Here is a 15,129-nt window from a genome sequence, read left to right as displayed (position 1 = left end):
TAAAAAGCGGAGAGAGGGAGGTGTGGAAATCTTTTACAAGACAGAAATTTTCCTGTGGCATTGGCTGCTTTCCAATTATTTTTGCCAAATGCGGAATTATTTCTGTGATGTCCGGATTTTGACTGCTGGTGAGGGTGTTATTTATGCAAAATAAAAACAGGTCCCAGTACAGGAACCTGTTTTCTATGGAGCAAAAACTAATTAGTTTTTGCGAACGTTTGCAGCTTGTGGTCCGCGAGCGCCTTGCTCAACGTCGAAAGAAACTTCTTGGCCTTCTTCAAGAGTCTTGAAGCCTTCGCCTTGGATAGCTGAGAAATGAACGAATACGTCGTCTCCACCTTCGCGCTCGATGAATCCGAAACCTTTTTCTGCATTAAACCATTTAACTTTACCGTTTTCCATTTTTGTTGCCTCCTCGTGTGTTTTCCACACAATTGTATTACTATTCTTGCTCAAACGTATCCAGGCGATGTCGCTTGTTACCGAACAAAAATAATTCTTGCTTAGAATAACACGAATAGAAATAAAAGGCAAGCGATGCAAGCGAAAGTCACAATCCTTTTTCTTCCAAATTTTGCGATTGGGCACTCCAAATGGGCATTTTTCCTATGACTTATTCATGAAGTCTTCTACTTCCGTCCTTGTTGGCATACCTCCCTGTGCGCCCAGCTTTGTGACGGAAAGTGCGGCTGCCGCATTGGCGAACTGGCATGCTTCCTTAAGTTTAAGCCCTTCGCTAAGCGCAAAGGCCAAGGCTCCGTTGAATGTATCGCCGGCACCTGTCGTATCAACAGCTTCAACACGGTAGCCCGGAATATCCTCAAGTCCATTTTTATTGATGGTGACGCCCTTTGATCCTTGAGTGACGATGCACTTTTTTATAAATTCTTTTCCCATCCCATCTCCTAATGAGTTTAGGAGATGCTGTTGTTCATGTTCATTAGGAGTTAAGAAATCCGCGTCTTTTAACAGATCCAGCGGAATCTCCTTGAAAGGAGCCGGGTTTAAAATAACCTTTACCCGATGTTTTTTTGCAAGGGCTGCCGCTACCCTAACTGTCTCCATAGGTATTTCAAGCTGAAGTAAAATGATATCGCTCTCCGCAATTGCTGCTTCATGTTCAGCAACGAATTGCGGGGTTACGTGATAATTTGCACCGGGAGTGACGATGATGCTGTTATCCCCTCCCGAAAGCGTGATGGAAGCAATACCCGTTGAGGTTCCTGAGGCAACCGCAACCCTTGAGGTATCAATGGACTCAAGTTGGAGCTTGGAAATAAGCTCTCGCCCAAAACCATCATCCCCAACGCAGCCAATCATCGAGACATCCGCTCCCAGCCTTGCCGCGGCGACAGCCTGGTTTGCCCCCTTGCCTCCAGGAATGGTGTAAAACGCTTCCCCTGTCACCGTTTCTCCAACCTTTGGAATTCGAGAAACTTTCGTGACCAAGTCCATATTAATGCTGCCTATGACTGTGATTTTCTTTTTCGCCATCAATTTAACCCGCCTTTTCGCCAGCCGGTCCAACAACAAAGCAATGTCCATGGCCAGCTTGCTCTATTTAAAAATACACCAGTATTTTATGAATGCCTATTTATATATCATACAAGAAAACCTCTTCAATGAGCCATAGATTCGTCCTTAAATAAATTGGGCTGCATAGGATAAATATTGCGGTAACAAAATTGGGATATGCATCGTCTAGTTTTTATAACTTATAAATGGAGAGAATCTGTCATTTTGATTTATAAAACAGTTATTTTCAACTTCCATGCTGGAAAGACTGCCTGCTACTGGAAAATAAGGTACACTAGTACTAGAGTGAATGTTTTGCGGATTTGGCACCCTTTTTTCCACCTGCAAAATAATAGATGTGGAGATGCACGTAAATGGATAAATCACAACGGAATTATTTCGATTTTACGCTTTTGCTGCTTATTTTCCTGTTCATGATTGTAAGCTGCATTGCACTATACAGCGCCCAAAAGTATTCACCGTATAACGTCAATTTCGTAATGCTGCAAGCCCGATGGTATGTAATTGGACTGGTTGCCTCTGCCTTTGTGTATTTTTTTGATTTTGACCAGATCAAGAAAATATCGCCTTATGCCTACATTTTTGGAGTTTTGCTCCTTATTGCCCTGTTTTTTTCGCCAGAGTCCATTGCCCCGCCAACAAAAGGCACAAAGGCCTGGTTCGAAATTCCAAAGCTCGGCTCACTCCAGCCATCGGAATTCATGAAGCTTTTCCTCATTATATTCCTCGCAAGGGTGATTTCAAACCATAATGAAGAACACCTTGACCGGACCATTAAGACAGATTTCATTCTGCTTGGCAAAATTGTTGGTGTGGCTGCATTACCGCTGGCTTTTATCCTGGTTCAGCCCGATGCGGGAACGGCCATGGCGGTAGCTGCGATTGTTATTGGGATGACCTTTATTTCGGGAATCAATTGGCGAATCATTGCCGTGTTGGGCGGAGCAGCAGCCATATTAATGGCTAGTCTTGTTTACGTTTATCTTGAAGCGCCTGATTTATTGCTGCTCGTCCTGGATCAATATCAGCTGAACCGGATTCATTCCTGGTTAGATCCATTCGAGGACATGCAAAACACCTCCTACCAACTGGCATACTCAATATTGGCCATTGGTTCAGGCATGATGTATGGAAAAGGATTCAATGCTTCCCAGGTAAATGTGCCAGAAGCCCACTCGGATTTTATTTTTACAGTCATAGGAGAAGAATTTGGTTTCTTTGGGGCGAGCCTCGTTATTTCGCTTTACTTCATCCTGATTTACCGGATCATTGTTATTGCGCTAAGAAACAAAGGACCCTATGAAAGCCTGGTTGCCACCGGGGTCATCTCGGTTTTAACATTTCATATTTTTGAAAACATCGGCATGGTTATCGGACTTGTTCCGATGACCGGAATTCCACTCCCCCTGATAAGCTATGGCGGAAGCTCCCTATTGGGGACCCTGCTCTCCCTGGCGCTGGTCTTGAATATTTCTGCAAAAACGAAAAAATATATGTTTTCTGAAGATGACGATTGACGCAAAGAAGGCGCATCCTGAATATGGATGCGCCTTCTTTTGCTTTCGTTCTCCAGGCTATATTACAGCCTGAAATGGCAGAATTATAGTGGTGGATAGATTGGCGTTTCAAGCGGTGGATAGATTGGTGTTCCAAGTGGCGGATAGATCGGCGTTGAACTCGCAGCTGATGATGATGATGGCGCAGCACCAACCGCAAACAGGCTAAATGCGAACACTGATAAAAGAATTACAAAAGCTTTTTTCATTAAAACTCCTCCTCAAGTCATTTTCTTTAAATAATGGACTGCCTGCTCGAATTTCCCTTCCCTTGTAAAATAGTCTGCAAGCAATTTATAGAAATGTGCAAGATCATCTTTATGCTCTTTGCCTTCCTCGAGAAGTGGAATTACTTTAGATTCAAGGTACTTAAATGAATCTGGATCTTTAGCGTCAAGCATCAAATAGAACGTGCTTAATAATAGGTACTTTTTGCTGCAAAGCTGGTCTGCTAACTCAAAGACCTCCACAAAGCACCTCTTAGCACCTGCAGCGTCACCTTCTACGAACTTTGTTTCACCAAGAGTGTTAAGAGTAACCAGATAATTAAATCCTTTATCCCGCTGTAACGAAAGACTTTTTTCAAAGTAATGAATTGCCTGTTCCGTATTTTTCCTTTTCTTCTGTAGAAGACCCATATTATGATAAACATATGGGAGCAACTCACTCTCATCCAGGAGCTCGGCATTTCGGATCAAATGCTCAAATGATGCTGAAGCTTCTTCATAGATATTTGAATGTGTATAGTTAATTCCAAGCAACATCAACGTATGAAGAATGCGCCTGAAATTATGCTGTTCCATGAAATGCTGGAGCGCTTTTTTTCCAAAATAGATAGCATAGCCAGATTGAAGGGTATACCCTTTGGCAAACGCCCTGTGGTAAAGGAATTCACCGATGTTGATTCCGCCGGCCTGTTCGGCATCAAGCTTATCAAGAATCGCGTCCGCCTCATGGTATTTTGCCTGTCTCATTAAATGGATGCTTGTGAAATAGTCGAACAGGTTCCGTTCCTGCCGGGTAAAGTTCTTCAAATGCTTTCTGAGCAATTCCTGCTGGGCTTCAGCTTCGCTATCATTCCCCTTAAATAGCATGTATCTATATTTATACAGTTCGTATGTATAAATGTGGGATGAAAACGGAATCAGGCTGCCAAGCTCTAATAGCCGGGAATAGACGTGATCCGCCTGCGCCTTGATCTGGAACGTCATTTGATTATCGAACTCATTGAGTAGGGTTTTAATTTCCTCGTCCTTGCAGGCCACATCTTCAATCTCAATGCCAAGCCTCTCAAGCAGCAGGGCCATTGTTTCTTTATTGCCCTCTTTGGAATTGTGTTCGATCTTGCTTAAATGCGGGATTGAGCAAATCCCCTCGGCTAGCTCCTTTTGTGTCATCCTCCTTTGCGTCCTGTAATACTTGATCAAAGGCCCGAAATCCATAGACTCACCAACCGTTTTCTACTACTCTATCACTAAATTAGGGGATAAAAAACAATAATTCAAAATTATTGAACTTTTTGTATGAATATGGTTCTAAACGCCCAAAACCATCCCGCTTTTTTGCAGGATGGACTGGGTCTAATGGGTTATTTTACACGTGGGAAACCGAATCCGGATGCATAGTCATCACCAGTTGCAGCACCTGTTCCACCTTTAATATCATACAGTTTTGCACGGTTTTGCAGGTCGGCGCGAAGCTGAACATTACTGAGCGATTTGTTAGAAGACCAAATCTTTGCAGCAAGCCCGGAAATGTGCGGAGTTGCCATGGATGTTCCACTCATTGTCGTATAGCCGCCGCTAGCGGAGGTTGAATAAATGGAACCGCCAGGAGCTGAAACTTCAATATCACGTTCCTGGATAACATAATCACCGTCAGTATTCGGATTTCCTCTAGAGGAGAAATCTGAAACTTTATGGGTGCCGTTCACAAATGCATTATCAAGTGAAGCAACGGCAATTGCATTGACCAGTGCACCAGGATAGCCGATAGTGTTCGCGCTTGGGCCACTGTTTCCGGCTGCCGCGACAACGAGTGCGCCTTTTCCATATGCATAATCAACTGCGCTAGCAATCAACGAATCTTTTGAACTCGATCCCAAGGACATGGAGATAACTGTTTTTACTCCAAGGCGGGATGCTTCATCTGCCGCATGGCGGATCGCACCCGCAATGTCATCGGAATAGCCCGACCCGCGGTCATTCAGTACTTTATATGCCCATAGCTCAGCCTGGGGAGCCACGCCGTAAATGCCAAGGCCATCATAGCCGCCGTTTGCAAGTACTGTTCCGGCAACATGGGTGCCGTGGCCGTTCTTATCGTTGCAGACTCCATTAACAAGCGGGGATGTATTTTGTGTGAAATCCTTACACTGCTCCACATTGTCCCTCAAGTCAATATGGCTTGTTAGAGCGCCAGTATCAAGAACAGCTACCTTAATGCCATCTCCGCCGGACGTAGTCTTAATAGTAGAATCATTATAAATTGCTTCAATGCCCCAAGGTGTCTGGTCGGAAGGAATTGCTTGTGTGGATGCTCCAGGCTTCGCTGTTGCCTCGCTGCCAAGCTGGACTTCTTCGACAAGCTCAATCTTCAGGTTATTATTTTTCAACAAGGCCTGGTATTGGCTGCCATTGACGGTAGTCGTAAAGCCCTCAGCCCCAAATTCCCAGCGGGTTCCAAAATTTTGTTGCACTTTTGCCTTTTCGGCACCACTGCCGTTGATTAAAACCCGGTAGGAATCCTTTGCCTCATGTCCAGGCGCCTGGCCGAATGCTGCCGTGGCAAAAACAGATACTCCCAATGCTAAACTCATGAAAGCCGATCCAATTTTGGTTCTTTTCTTCATTTGCTTGCTCCTCTCGAGTATTAATATCAGCAGCACTCCTGCTGTGTGTTTTTAGTATATTTTAAATTTTCCGATAGAAGCAACGGAAATCACACCGGTTTCAGTTGGGAAAATTGTAGAGGTCCGCTGGGTCTTTAGGCTTATTCTATAAGGGAAAAGGTCCATATTTTTCAAATAAAAGGGGAAAATATTGCAAAAACCTACGTTATGGTAATTGACTCTATTATCAGGAAGAATAAGGAAGTGAGGAATATTTCCTCATCTATTTTTGGACTGAGGTGATTTTTGGGGGCCATTTCCGCCGGGGTTTTCCCTATGGAGACCTTCGTTTGCAAGGAAGTTCACGAGTTTCGGGAAAAAAGCTGAAATTGGATCAAGCGCTCCTTAAGGAAATGGACAAAAGCTGCTATAGAAATAGCCGCGATTGTGTTCAAAAAAATGGACGGGAAACAGGTTTGAAAAGGAAGTAAATTCCTTTAAAGTTGGGAAACAATTGAAAAATCTGCATAAAAATTGGAAAACAAAGGAATCCGCTCCTTTATGAAGGCAGATTCCTTTGTTTTTTTATACTTGGAAAAGCATGAATTTACATTTATTGCCTGGTTTTATTTAGGCCTTAATGGCCCCTAGTTCAATGGTTGAAGGAGTCGAGATTGAGGTTTGCGGCTACATCGCCTACGAAGGTTTCGAAAAGAATAAAGCAGATGTTCTTAAATTAGAACGTGTGATTTTCCCAGATGAGCCAAGAGTAAGCTACAACAATATTCCTGTTCCCCTCGATGAGAAAGGGGATTTGCAGCTGACTGACACATTAATGGATGCTTACAACCAATTTGCCAGTACTCATAACGAAACGATTCTGCATACGCTTGATCCGTTTTCATTGTTCCTATTTTATTTCCATGCCGGGAATATTCGGGATTATGAGACACAATACGCGTTATTTAATGATAATCCGGAGGTTGAACCAGTTTTTGCAACTGTTAACGAGTATATTCAGGCTTCCGAAGATCGGCAGAACATGGCTGGCTGGGAAGAGTTGTATAAACAAGTCATAAGCAGCCCTGTAAAGCAGGTCGCGCTAATTGGCGAAGATGAAGCTGTTATCACCATTTCTGAAGAAACTGGGCTGGCATTCAGGCTTGTCAAAAACCACAAAGGGATTTGGAAAGTAGGCTGGCTGCCAATTCAATAATGTGGCGCCGTTCCGGTCAAAGCATGTCCGGAACGGCGTTTTTCATTGCCTGCTTATTCCCCTGCCTCTTCGGTTTCTATTTCCTGCTTAACCATTTCCTCTTCCTCTTCAACTGTAATACGGGTTATTTGATCCTGCAGACTGTGGAATGCCTCATCCAGCTCCCTACGTGATAGCATTGGATCTTTTTCCTTCATAGACTCCGCCTCCTTTCCTATACTTTTCTCCCAAATCCTCTGGATAAAACACAAAAGGCAGAGAAAAATAAACGGGAAAGGGTGATGATCATGGATAAACGTGAAAAATCGATAGCCGAACGAATTTATGACCCTTCCGATTATAAAAAGAAGGATGAAGTGTCCTCTGGCCTGGCTGAAACGCATGAGCAGGTAAGTGATGTGTATATGGAAGGTGAAATTGGCGGCAAGATTGAGCGTCCGGATGGTGGCGCAGAAGAACTGCCCCGGTAAAGTACATTGGCATTCTCCGGTTAGCGGGAATGCCTTTTTGAGGTGAGTTGGTTTTTACTTTGATGGATGAATACATTTTCGGGTTGGTTCTTGCGTTGAAACTGTCTTCATGAAGGCGATGAAGACAGTTTCGAGTGGGTTGTTTCATTGAAAATGTCTTTATTTTTAAAATTAACTCTGCTCCCCACCAATAAGAACGGGCTTAAAATCGCCCGTTCTTATTTTTCATACTTGTGGCGGTCCTGAAGGCCGTCCTTCGGGTCATCATCCACATACGGGTCATGCTCAAATGCCGGCAGGTCGCCGAATGGGGTCATGATTCCCTCCTCGTCCAGCTCCTTCTCATACTTGCGGTGCTGGCCGTTCGGATAAATTGTTACATTGTTTCCATACATATCTACACCGACGAAGTTTTCGTAATCCTCAACGTAGCCAACCGGATCTTCACTTTCAATGTAATCATCATTGTAGTGGTCCTTTTCATCGGTAAACGCAAAGTCGGAGGGCGTTTCCGATGTCCCGAAGGAAGCTACCTCCTGCCACGTGTCCTCCGCATCGTAGGAAACACTTTCATCCTCTTCATCCTTATCGAATTTTCCGAATGGCGGCATCAGGACACCCTCTTCGACCGGGCGGGTATGGGACGTCACCTGGTCGGGGCTATGCTCCTTGCAATAAGTCGTATCGGGAAGCGCCTCGAGCCTTTCGTACGGAATCTCCCTTCCGCACACCTGGCATTTGCCGTATGTTCCATGTTCCATCGCTTCGAGTGCTCTGTTTATATTGTCGAGCTGGTTATTGGAATGTTCGTTAAGGGCAATATCTTTTTCCCGTTCGTACAGTTCGGTGGCATCATCGGCCGGGTGATTGTCATAGCTCGACAGCTCGCCCATTGATTCATGCCCGTGTCCGCGCTGCAGCCCGTATTCATCATTTTGATCCAACTGGCTCTTTAGGTGTGCCTTTTCATCAAGCAGCCGCGACCGCAGCTCCTCCAATTGCGCTGAAGATAACATATGCAAGCCCCTTTCCTAAAAAATCCCCGCACCGTGGCACGGGTAAAATCCTCTCTATAGTTTCAACTGATACTCCCACGGCTATACCCGTGGGGTTCTGAATCCACTGCCTTCTTCCTGGCCGGCAGCCACAGTACGCATCTTGATACGCTCGGCATCTAGGGCCAGGACACTGGGACAATTTCTTTCAGGACTTTCGCGGCCAAAGCAGCCTCCGCCGCCATTTACGGCCGCATCTTTTGGCTTTCACAAGCCCGGTGGCATCACACCGCCTATGATTGGGTTTTCATCACAGGAGGATTCCGGAATTGAGAATCCTCCTTTTCTCTTTTTTGATAGTATTGATTTCCTGGTCGTGAAGGCTTTTGAATCGTGGAAAAGTCTCCATGCATGCCTTCCGTTTTGCTTTTGAGCCGGAAGAGTCCGCGTTCATCAACAAAAAGGCGGAATACAGGTCCCTCTGGATCTTTGTTCGGTCATCGATCACATGCCATCGTTGTGCGAGTGGCTTTTTAATAAAATCGTTCCGGACATGGCAGTACTGGCTTGCTTTGAAGGTCTGGGTGTTCACCCTTTTGAAACTCCCACCAAGGCTTTTCACCTTTTGTTCCAGCATGCATACAAACATGGAGGGTGCCCTGTGGCCGATCGTCTTGCCGAACCGTTTCTTCCTGGCATATTTCCCGGTTTTTTCGGAAACCTTTGTTTCCTTCGCCCTTTTTTGTAGGGCTTTGAAATTCATGGTTTCAATGAAGAAGGCGTCCCCGAGCGGAAGCAGGGAGTTCGCGAGCCTCCGGTGCGAGAGTTTCCGGATGGCCGCCTGCCTGCGGTTCAGTTCCCGTACCCTTGCCCGCTGTTTTCTGTAGCGGTTTGATAACTGCCACACTTTTCTTCCTTTTTTCACTGTGCCGTTTTCGTGATAGTTCCCCGGGTTCATCGCGCGCCTTGAACGATCCAGCCTTCTTTGTGCCAATTTGATTTCCCTTGCCAGGCCCTTCACCTCTTCCGCCAGGTTGAAGAGGGCTACTTTTTTTAAGGAGGAAACAGCGAGGGTCGCAGTGCCGATATCAAGCCCTATTCTCCCTTTCCCGAGTTTCCTGCCTTTTGACGTTGGGTAGCCAGCAATGATCAGGTCGGCGAAAAAGCGTACCTTCCCGCGGATGATTTTCCTTACAATCCGGACATATTTGACATGATAAAAATCGGTGATGGTTTGGGTTTCCCCGTTTTTCTGGATGGTATAGGTGAATGGGGTTTTCTTTTCGAGATGGGAGAGGATTGCGGACACATAGCTGTCATGCCCCGTCCACTTCAGAGGGGTGGACATGTCCTTATAGACGATATGCTTATTGAAATACCGCCATCCTGTCGTGTTGGTTTTTCCTTCGAAGCTCGCCATTTCCCCTTTTCGGAGGAACACGACCTTCTTTGCCTTCCCGAACAGTTTCTTCCTGAAGGCAAGCCAGGCGCGGGAAGCGGTTTTTTGGACGACGGCTGCGTTCACCCTGTCCCCAAAATGCTTACGGATGCCTTTTACCCAAGCGTGTGAGGCATACTCGGTCAGCTTGTATTGTTCCCTTAAGCCCTTGAGCTTTTTCCGGACACTTTCCAGCTCATTTTGCAGGAAGTGGTTCTCTTCATCAAGTGCCAATTTTCTTTTGATCCCATGCAACTGCCGGATCCATCTTTTGTATTCCTTCAGCCTTTTCATCTGGTTTTCCATCTTCAGATAGTTCCCAAGGACAGTGTTGTAGATGACACGGAGGATTTCTAATTCATTGTCGGCAACGGAAAAAAGCCCGGGATGGCTGTCAAGCTCCAGGGTGAGGACAAAGCTGGGTGAGCGGGAAATGGCCATATGAAAAACCCCCAAAAACAAACGTATGTTCCTATATATTAATTATACTTTAGCTGAAGCGGGGATACAAGAAATAGCCGCTGTATGATAGAAAAAAATCATGATGCAATTTCTGGCTTCCGGATACTTGAGGTGCCGAAAAGCTGTAGTTCACGGCACCCCGTAGCCGGCCTCACTCCATCCCACCCCTGAAGGAGTGGGCTTTCCCGTTCGTAAAGTCTGTAATGGGCCATTTATTATACAAACCGCAATTATCATTGGAGGAAATTAACCAGGATAAGCGTAGATTCCCCACCGCATGCTAATTAGAGGAGGGATAAACCAATGGTAAACACGGATAAGAAACAGTTTCACAAACTACAGGAAAAACACCAGGCTGAGTATGTAGGCACTGACCGCGACCAAATTCGCGGCGTCGGCAAATCGGATTATAATGGCCAGGGAAATACGGATAAATCGGTGGGGGCTACCGGACGGAAAGTGTAATAGGAATCACGCCTGGAGATAGGGGTTTCTGGCGTGGGCCAGCCCGGCAGAAGCCGGGCTTTTTCAAAAAAGGGATTTATAAAGCAATAAGTGCGTCAATGCCTTTCCATCCAAAATAGAGTCCGAACCCGATGAGCGACAGGCCGGAGATGACGGATATGGCGGTCAGAAGCGCCGATGTGAGGAGGCGTTTTGCGCCGCTTGCGAGCATGGCCATTGATATGTCCCAGGTTAGCAGGCCGGTGAAAATCGCCAGGCTGTACAGGATGAGCTGGCTGCTGCTGGAGGTTGCGGCGGTTTTGGCGAGGACGGATCCGTAAATTCCTAGCCAGAACAGAATCGTGAGCGGATTTGATAGCGACATAAAAAAGCCGGACATGAATGATTTGATGAGCGGCTCCTTTTTTCTGCCGCCACCGATGGTAAGGTCTTTCGCATTTAGCAGGCTCTCGATCCCGCTGTATAGGAGGACGAATGCCCCGAACAGCCAGAGGAACGTTTGAACTATAGGAGCATCAATGAATTTTACGACTCCGATGTATACGATAATCATATAAATCCCATCGGCTGCGGCCGCTCCGACCCCAGTGAGCCATGAGTGCCAGAAGCCATAACGGATTCCCCGGTCGAGCTGCGCGGCATTGATTGGGCCAATTGGCGCCGCAAGGGATAATCCGAGTAATATATAACTTAAATAAACAGTCATTCGATACCCTCCCTGCCTGGAAAAAGCCTGTCTACAAAGTGTATTCAGGATGAAGGGCTTGTACGACTGTTTTTTGGCTTAGCCAGGTATAAGCTGAAGGCGGAGCGGATCATTTAATATTCTCCCGGCGTCGGTAATTAAAGGGGATTTCGGGCTGAATAACTAGTGATTTTTCACTAAAAACAATAAAGAATCTAGTGCGGGCCTGGCCCCGGCTATTTTGCATGAAATTAAATGGTTATAATTTACTAGTGATACCGCCATATTCCCGCAAATTCAGTCCCCGACCGGTCCCGGGGCTGCCTGATTCCGGAATACGAATCTTTTTTGCCCGAAATAGTTGCTGATTGTGTAAAAGCCGCTGCCAATCAGTACCGCCGCATCATCCCGGTAAATTGCCGGCAAAAAATCCGCTGCTCCAGCATCAATCAGCTGTCCACTGGCCCAGTAGGATGCAAAATAACATATCAGAATGACTGCTGCAAATCGGGGTGCCCCTTCGGAGAAACGGACTGTACTCCTGAAGGTGAACGCCCGGTTCAGAAAAAAGCTGATAATTGCTCCGACCACGTTGCCAACGAAAGTTGAAAGCCAGTATGAGGCCTCGAAAGCATTTAGGAGAATGAGCATGATTAACAGGCCGGCAAACGTATTGACGGCCCCGACGAGCGCAAAGCGTATGAACGAGTTAGTTTGTTTCTGGGAGTTTGCCGCTATCAAGACGATATCGCTCCATTCCGGGTTCGGCAGAGTTCCCAAGCGCAAATGGCAGGTTGAACATATCAATGTCGATGATGAATTTTGGCCGTTGCTTCGTTTCTTTATACATTTTGCCAATATATTCCCCAATTAAGCCAATTGCAACCAGCTGCAGCCCGCCAATGAGCCAGATTGAAATGATCAGCGAAGGCAAGCCTGTTTCCGTTTCACTGAACAAATTCAAGAAAATGAAATAAAGGCAGGAGATGAGGCTGATGACGCAGGCCGCAGCTCCAAGTGTGAGGACGAGCCGGATTGGCGTTACTGAGAATGACGTAATCCCATCAAATGCAAAAGCGAGCATTTTCCGGAGCGGATATTTAGATTCCCCCGCCTGGCGTTCCTTCCTGTCGTAATAGACTTCAGCCGATTTAAAGCCGATAAGCGGGACAACACCCCTCAGGAACATATTCACTTCACGGAACCGTTCCAATTCCATGACGGCGCGCTTGCCAAGAAGCCTGAAATCAGCGTGGTTGTAAACGAGGCTGACACCCATTTTTGCCATCATCGTATAAAATCCCTGAGCGGTCCATCTTTTGAACCATGTATCTTTGCTGCGGCTTTTCCTAACACCGTACACGACTTCGTGCCCCTCATTGTATTTCTCCACAAATTCCGGGATTGCCGTTATGTCATCCTGAAGGTCGGCATCGATTGAAATGATGCAATCGGACGCATGCTTTGCTGTAAAAATTCCTGCAAGGAGCGCGTTTTGGTGCCCGGCATTCCTGGCGAGTTTCAATCCTTTTACGAGGCTATTCGCAAGGCTTGCTTTATAAATTAGGTCCCATGTCCTGTCCTTACTGCCATCATCAACGAACAGGACCCTGCTTTTTGGCGATACAAGCCTGTTATCAATCATCCCCGACAGCAAGCCTGACAGCTCGGGAAGAGTCATTGGCAGTACTTCCTCTTCGTTATAGCAAGGGACGACAATTGTTAGGACTGGTTCACTCATAGTTTGATCCTCCTGATGTGGTAGAGCTTTTAGCGCAAGCGCCCGTTATAGGGCTTTGTAAAGGTAAATCGTCCATGCCGATTCCTTTGAGTCAAATGTCCGTTCCAGAAGCAAGCCATTTTCGGCGGCATTGATAATCGGCACTGCGGAGAATATATGCGTGCCGCCCATTTTTTTGAATTGGACTGTATCAAGCTCAAGGTTATGAAGGGACGCTTTTGAGCTTTTCTTGAACATATAACGTTTGCCCAGCTCAGAGGTGAAAATGTAGCAGCGCCCTCCCCACTCGTCGAAATACTCACGGATGACGCTATTCTTCTCGAGCTCTTTTGCGATGATTTTCCGAAACTCGTGCTTATAGGAAAGCGGGTAAAAGTTGTTGTATGAATCCAGCGTGTAAAAACCATTGTATTGGGCAATAGCTGGGTGGATGCCTATGCTTGCGACCCGGTAATTTTCCTTCGGCAGGCCAATGTGTCGGCCAATTCCCGCGAATTGTTTTTCAGCGTAAAATTGCCTGAATGTCGGTTTGTTCCGGTAAATGAATTCGTCATTAAAGAAGAAAAGAAGCAGAATTTGCCCCACCGCCAATGCCGCTGCCGCCTTCCTCCAAGCAATTCCTGCATCAACTATGATTTTCAAGGCGATGGCGAATCCGGTATAGATGACCAGCGGCCGCAGAAAATGGAAGCGGGCGAAATTGAACGTATCAAGGAAATGGAACCTCTCCGTCAATGGCAGCCATCCTTTATAGAACCAGAAGGCATACCAGATGGACAGGACCATGTTCAGCACTGTCAGCTGCAGGAATAGCTTCTCCTGCCGCCAGCTTTTTTTTGTAAAAATAATCGCCAGTGCAATAACGGTGGCGGCGATGATGAACAGTCCATGGACAGTCATCACGTGCGTATGCCCAAGGAAAAAGTTTTTCAAAGAAAGCCTAACAGCATCCCAAAAGGAAAGGCGCGCATGGAAATACTCATCCCGGCTGTTCGGGTCATCGTCAAATAAAAACGAATAGACCAGCCTGTATTCGACGAGCAGGAACATGGCCGCCATCGCAAAAATCGCCAGCAAAAAGCGAAGATTCCATCTTCTCAATCGGATAGCCTCTGCAAGCCAATAGACGCCTGCAGCTACGATGAAGAAAAAGAACCCGAGCACGAAACTTGAGTAGAAAGGAATTAGCAGCAGGACAAGCCAATTTACAGTACGGGTTTCGCCGGCGTGGATGTTAAGAAGAGCCCAGAGCACAAGAGGCATGCCTAGTGTACTGAGCATCCCCGACGGCCAGAACGGGGTCAGCGCGAATGCCAGGGCGGCGGCTGTGGCAATCCACTGGTAACGCGGCAGGCTGACGATATATTTTTTTAACAAAAGATACATGCCGATGAATGCAAGAATCCTTGTGATAGCCTGGCTGAGCGCATAGGCTGTCATAGGCTTGAACAAAGCATGGAGCCAGACAATCCCGCTAAGCTCAGGACCAAACGCATTCCTTGAAAGCGTGCCGTTCATTATTTGCGGTATTGCCGTGTCCACAGGTCCGAAAATTTCTCCGCTGTTTGCCAAAACCTTGTACCAGGCAATATTGGAATCGAGGTTATCATGGACCCGGATATGGGCATCCTCCCCAAGCAGGAACAGCGGAGCCAAATAAACGGCGAGCGCTGCCAATGCAAAGCAAAGCTGACGCCATTCTTTTTGTGCACCCATCCCTTCCCCTCACTTTTAT

The 15,129-nt window shown here is 46.4% G+C and carries 16 protein-coding genes; 4 read left to right on the top strand and 12 right to left on the bottom strand.

Annotated features, from left to right (window positions below; genetic code table 11):
* Positions 1-201: 201 nt before the first annotated feature.
* Together AR337_RS19200 and rbsK are read right to left on the bottom strand one after the other, a co-directional pair.
* Entirely contained in the window at positions 202-402 is a 201-nt protein-coding gene (locus AR337_RS19200; RefSeq protein ID WP_059173641.1) for a cold-shock protein, read from the bottom strand.
* A 204-nt stretch (positions 403-606) separates the two neighbouring features.
* Positions 607-1,494 (bottom strand): ribokinase, encoded by an 888-nt coding sequence (rbsK, locus tag AR337_RS19195; RefSeq protein WP_059173710.1) that lies wholly within the window; start codon positions 1,492-1,494, stop codon positions 607-609.
* 395 nt (positions 1,495-1,889) lie between these two features.
* Between rbsK and AR337_RS19190 the strand changes: the two genes are divergently transcribed.
* Positions 1,890-3,053: an FtsW/RodA/SpoVE family cell cycle protein gene (locus AR337_RS19190; RefSeq protein ID WP_059173640.1), complete on the top strand. Its 1,164-nt coding sequence runs from the start codon at positions 1,890-1,892 to the stop codon at positions 3,051-3,053.
* A gap of 83 nt (positions 3,054-3,136) precedes the next feature.
* Here AR337_RS19190 and AR337_RS23360 read toward each other — a convergent pair whose 3' ends face one another.
* From AR337_RS23360 to AR337_RS19180, 3 genes are all read right to left on the bottom strand, one after another.
* On the bottom strand, positions 3,137-3,301 hold the full coding sequence (locus tag AR337_RS23360) for a hypothetical protein (protein ID WP_156424463.1): 165 nt from the start codon (positions 3,299-3,301) through the stop codon (positions 3,137-3,139).
* A gap of 12 nt (positions 3,302-3,313) precedes the next feature.
* Positions 3,314-4,534: a helix-turn-helix domain-containing protein gene (locus tag AR337_RS19185; RefSeq protein WP_082687066.1), complete on the bottom strand. Its 1,221-nt coding sequence runs from the start codon at positions 4,532-4,534 to the stop codon at positions 3,314-3,316.
* Positions 4,535-4,680: 146 nt separating this feature from the next.
* Positions 4,681-5,943 (bottom strand): S8 family serine peptidase, encoded by a 1,263-nt coding sequence (locus tag AR337_RS19180; RefSeq protein WP_059173638.1) that lies wholly within the window; start codon positions 5,941-5,943, stop codon positions 4,681-4,683.
* 634 nt (positions 5,944-6,577) lie between these two features.
* On the opposite strand from AR337_RS19180, the gene AR337_RS19170 reads away from it, so the two are divergent.
* Positions 6,578-7,138 carry a hypothetical protein gene (locus AR337_RS19170; protein WP_059173636.1) on the top strand — a complete coding sequence of 187 codons (561 nt, stop codon included), beginning with the start codon at positions 6,578-6,580 and terminating at the stop codon, positions 7,136-7,138.
* Between the two features lie 53 nt (positions 7,139-7,191).
* Here the strand turns inward: AR337_RS19170 and AR337_RS23355 are convergent, their stop codons facing one another.
* Positions 7,192-7,335, bottom strand: coding sequence for a hypothetical protein (locus tag AR337_RS23355; protein ID WP_156424462.1), 144 nt, complete (start codon positions 7,333-7,335; stop codon positions 7,192-7,194).
* Positions 7,336-7,425: 90 nt separating this feature from the next.
* Here AR337_RS23355 and AR337_RS19165 point away from each other — a divergent pair, with 90 nt between their 5' ends.
* Positions 7,426-7,608 carry a YozQ family protein gene (locus AR337_RS19165; RefSeq protein WP_082687065.1) on the top strand — a complete coding sequence of 61 codons (183 nt, stop codon included), beginning with the start codon at positions 7,426-7,428 and terminating at the stop codon, positions 7,606-7,608.
* A gap of 218 nt (positions 7,609-7,826) precedes the next feature.
* On the opposite strand, the gene AR337_RS19160 is transcribed toward AR337_RS19165, so the two are convergent.
* Positions 7,827-8,624, bottom strand: coding sequence for a TraR/DksA C4-type zinc finger protein (locus AR337_RS19160; protein WP_059173634.1), 798 nt, complete (start codon positions 8,622-8,624; stop codon positions 7,827-7,829).
* A gap of 289 nt (positions 8,625-8,913) precedes the next feature.
* Complete coding sequence (locus AR337_RS19155) at positions 8,914-10,482, bottom strand: hypothetical protein (protein WP_059173633.1); 1,569 nt, start codon at positions 10,480-10,482, stop codon at positions 8,914-8,916.
* 324 nt (positions 10,483-10,806) lie between these two features.
* Between AR337_RS19155 and AR337_RS23350 the strand changes: the two genes are divergently transcribed.
* Positions 10,807-10,968, top strand: coding sequence for a hypothetical protein (locus tag AR337_RS23350; protein ID WP_156424461.1), 162 nt, complete (start codon positions 10,807-10,809; stop codon positions 10,966-10,968).
* A gap of 76 nt (positions 10,969-11,044) precedes the next feature.
* On the opposite strand, the gene AR337_RS19150 is transcribed toward AR337_RS23350, so the two are convergent.
* The 4 genes from AR337_RS19150 to AR337_RS19135 form a co-directional block, all read right to left on the bottom strand.
* Complete coding sequence (locus tag AR337_RS19150; RefSeq protein WP_059173632.1) at positions 11,045-11,674, bottom strand: LysE family translocator; 630 nt, start codon at positions 11,672-11,674, stop codon at positions 11,045-11,047.
* Positions 11,675-11,950: 276 nt separating this feature from the next.
* The gene (locus AR337_RS19145; RefSeq protein ID WP_082687064.1) at positions 11,951-12,394 is read right to left on the bottom strand and encodes a GtrA family protein; all 444 of its coding nucleotides are present in this window, start codon (positions 12,392-12,394) and stop codon (positions 11,951-11,953) included.
* Positions 12,363-13,394, bottom strand: coding sequence for a glycosyltransferase family 2 protein (locus AR337_RS19140; protein ID WP_059173631.1), 1,032 nt, complete (start codon positions 13,392-13,394; stop codon positions 12,363-12,365). Before AR337_RS19140 ends, AR337_RS19145 begins: the two co-directional genes overlap by 32 nt.
* A 45-nt stretch (positions 13,395-13,439) precedes the next feature.
* Positions 13,440-15,110, bottom strand: a complete 1,671-nt coding sequence (locus AR337_RS19135) for a DUF6044 family protein (protein ID WP_059173630.1) — start codon at positions 15,108-15,110, stop codon at positions 13,440-13,442.
* Positions 15,111-15,129: the final 19 nt, after the last annotated feature.

Origin of the sequence: Bacillus sp. FJAT-27445, assembly GCF_001510665.1 — a bacterium.
Taxonomy (GTDB): domain Bacteria; phylum Bacillota; class Bacilli; order Bacillales; family Cytobacillaceae; genus Bacillus_D.
The sequence above is the reverse complement of the archived record's forward strand: the minus strand, read 5'-3'. Positions and strand labels throughout refer to the sequence as shown.

Coding starts and splice junctions, on each gene's coding strand:
- AR337_RS19170 (WP_059173636.1), top strand. CDS start 6,578: ATGGTTGAAGGAGTCGAGATTGAGGTTTGCGGCTACATCGCCTACGAA.
- AR337_RS19150 (WP_059173632.1), bottom strand. CDS start 11,674: ATGACTGTTTATTTAAGTTATATATTACTCGGATTATCCCTTGCGGCG.
- AR337_RS19200 (WP_059173641.1), bottom strand. CDS start 402: ATGGAAAACGGTAAAGTTAAATGGTTTAATGCAGAAAAAGGTTTCGGA.
- AR337_RS19160 (WP_059173634.1), bottom strand. CDS start 8,624: ATGTTATCTTCAGCGCAATTGGAGGAGCTGCGGTCGCGGCTGCTTGAT.
- AR337_RS19180 (WP_059173638.1), bottom strand. CDS start 5,943: ATGAAGAAAAGAACCAAAATTGGATCGGCTTTCATGAGTTTAGCATTG.
- AR337_RS19190 (WP_059173640.1), top strand. CDS start 1,890: ATGGATAAATCACAACGGAATTATTTCGATTTTACGCTTTTGCTGCTT.
- AR337_RS19185 (WP_082687066.1), bottom strand. CDS start 4,534: ATGGATTTCGGGCCTTTGATCAAGTATTACAGGACGCAAAGGAGGATG.
- AR337_RS19135 (WP_059173630.1), bottom strand. CDS start 15,110: ATGGGTGCACAAAAAGAATGGCGTCAGCTTTGCTTTGCATTGGCAGCG.
- AR337_RS19165 (WP_082687065.1), top strand. CDS start 7,426: ATGGATAAACGTGAAAAATCGATAGCCGAACGAATTTATGACCCTTCC.
- AR337_RS23360 (WP_156424463.1), bottom strand. CDS start 3,301: ATGAAAAAAGCTTTTGTAATTCTTTTATCAGTGTTCGCATTTAGCCTG.
- AR337_RS23355 (WP_156424462.1), bottom strand. CDS start 7,335: ATGAAGGAAAAAGATCCAATGCTATCACGTAGGGAGCTGGATGAGGCA.
- rbsK (WP_059173710.1), bottom strand. CDS start 1,494: ATGGCGAAAAAGAAAATCACAGTCATAGGCAGCATTAATATGGACTTG.
- AR337_RS19155 (WP_059173633.1), bottom strand. CDS start 10,482: ATGGCCATTTCCCGCTCACCCAGCTTTGTCCTCACCCTGGAGCTTGAC.
- AR337_RS23350 (WP_156424461.1), top strand. CDS start 10,807: ATGGTAAACACGGATAAGAAACAGTTTCACAAACTACAGGAAAAACAC.
- AR337_RS19140 (WP_059173631.1), bottom strand. CDS start 13,394: ATGAGTGAACCAGTCCTAACAATTGTCGTCCCTTGCTATAACGAAGAG.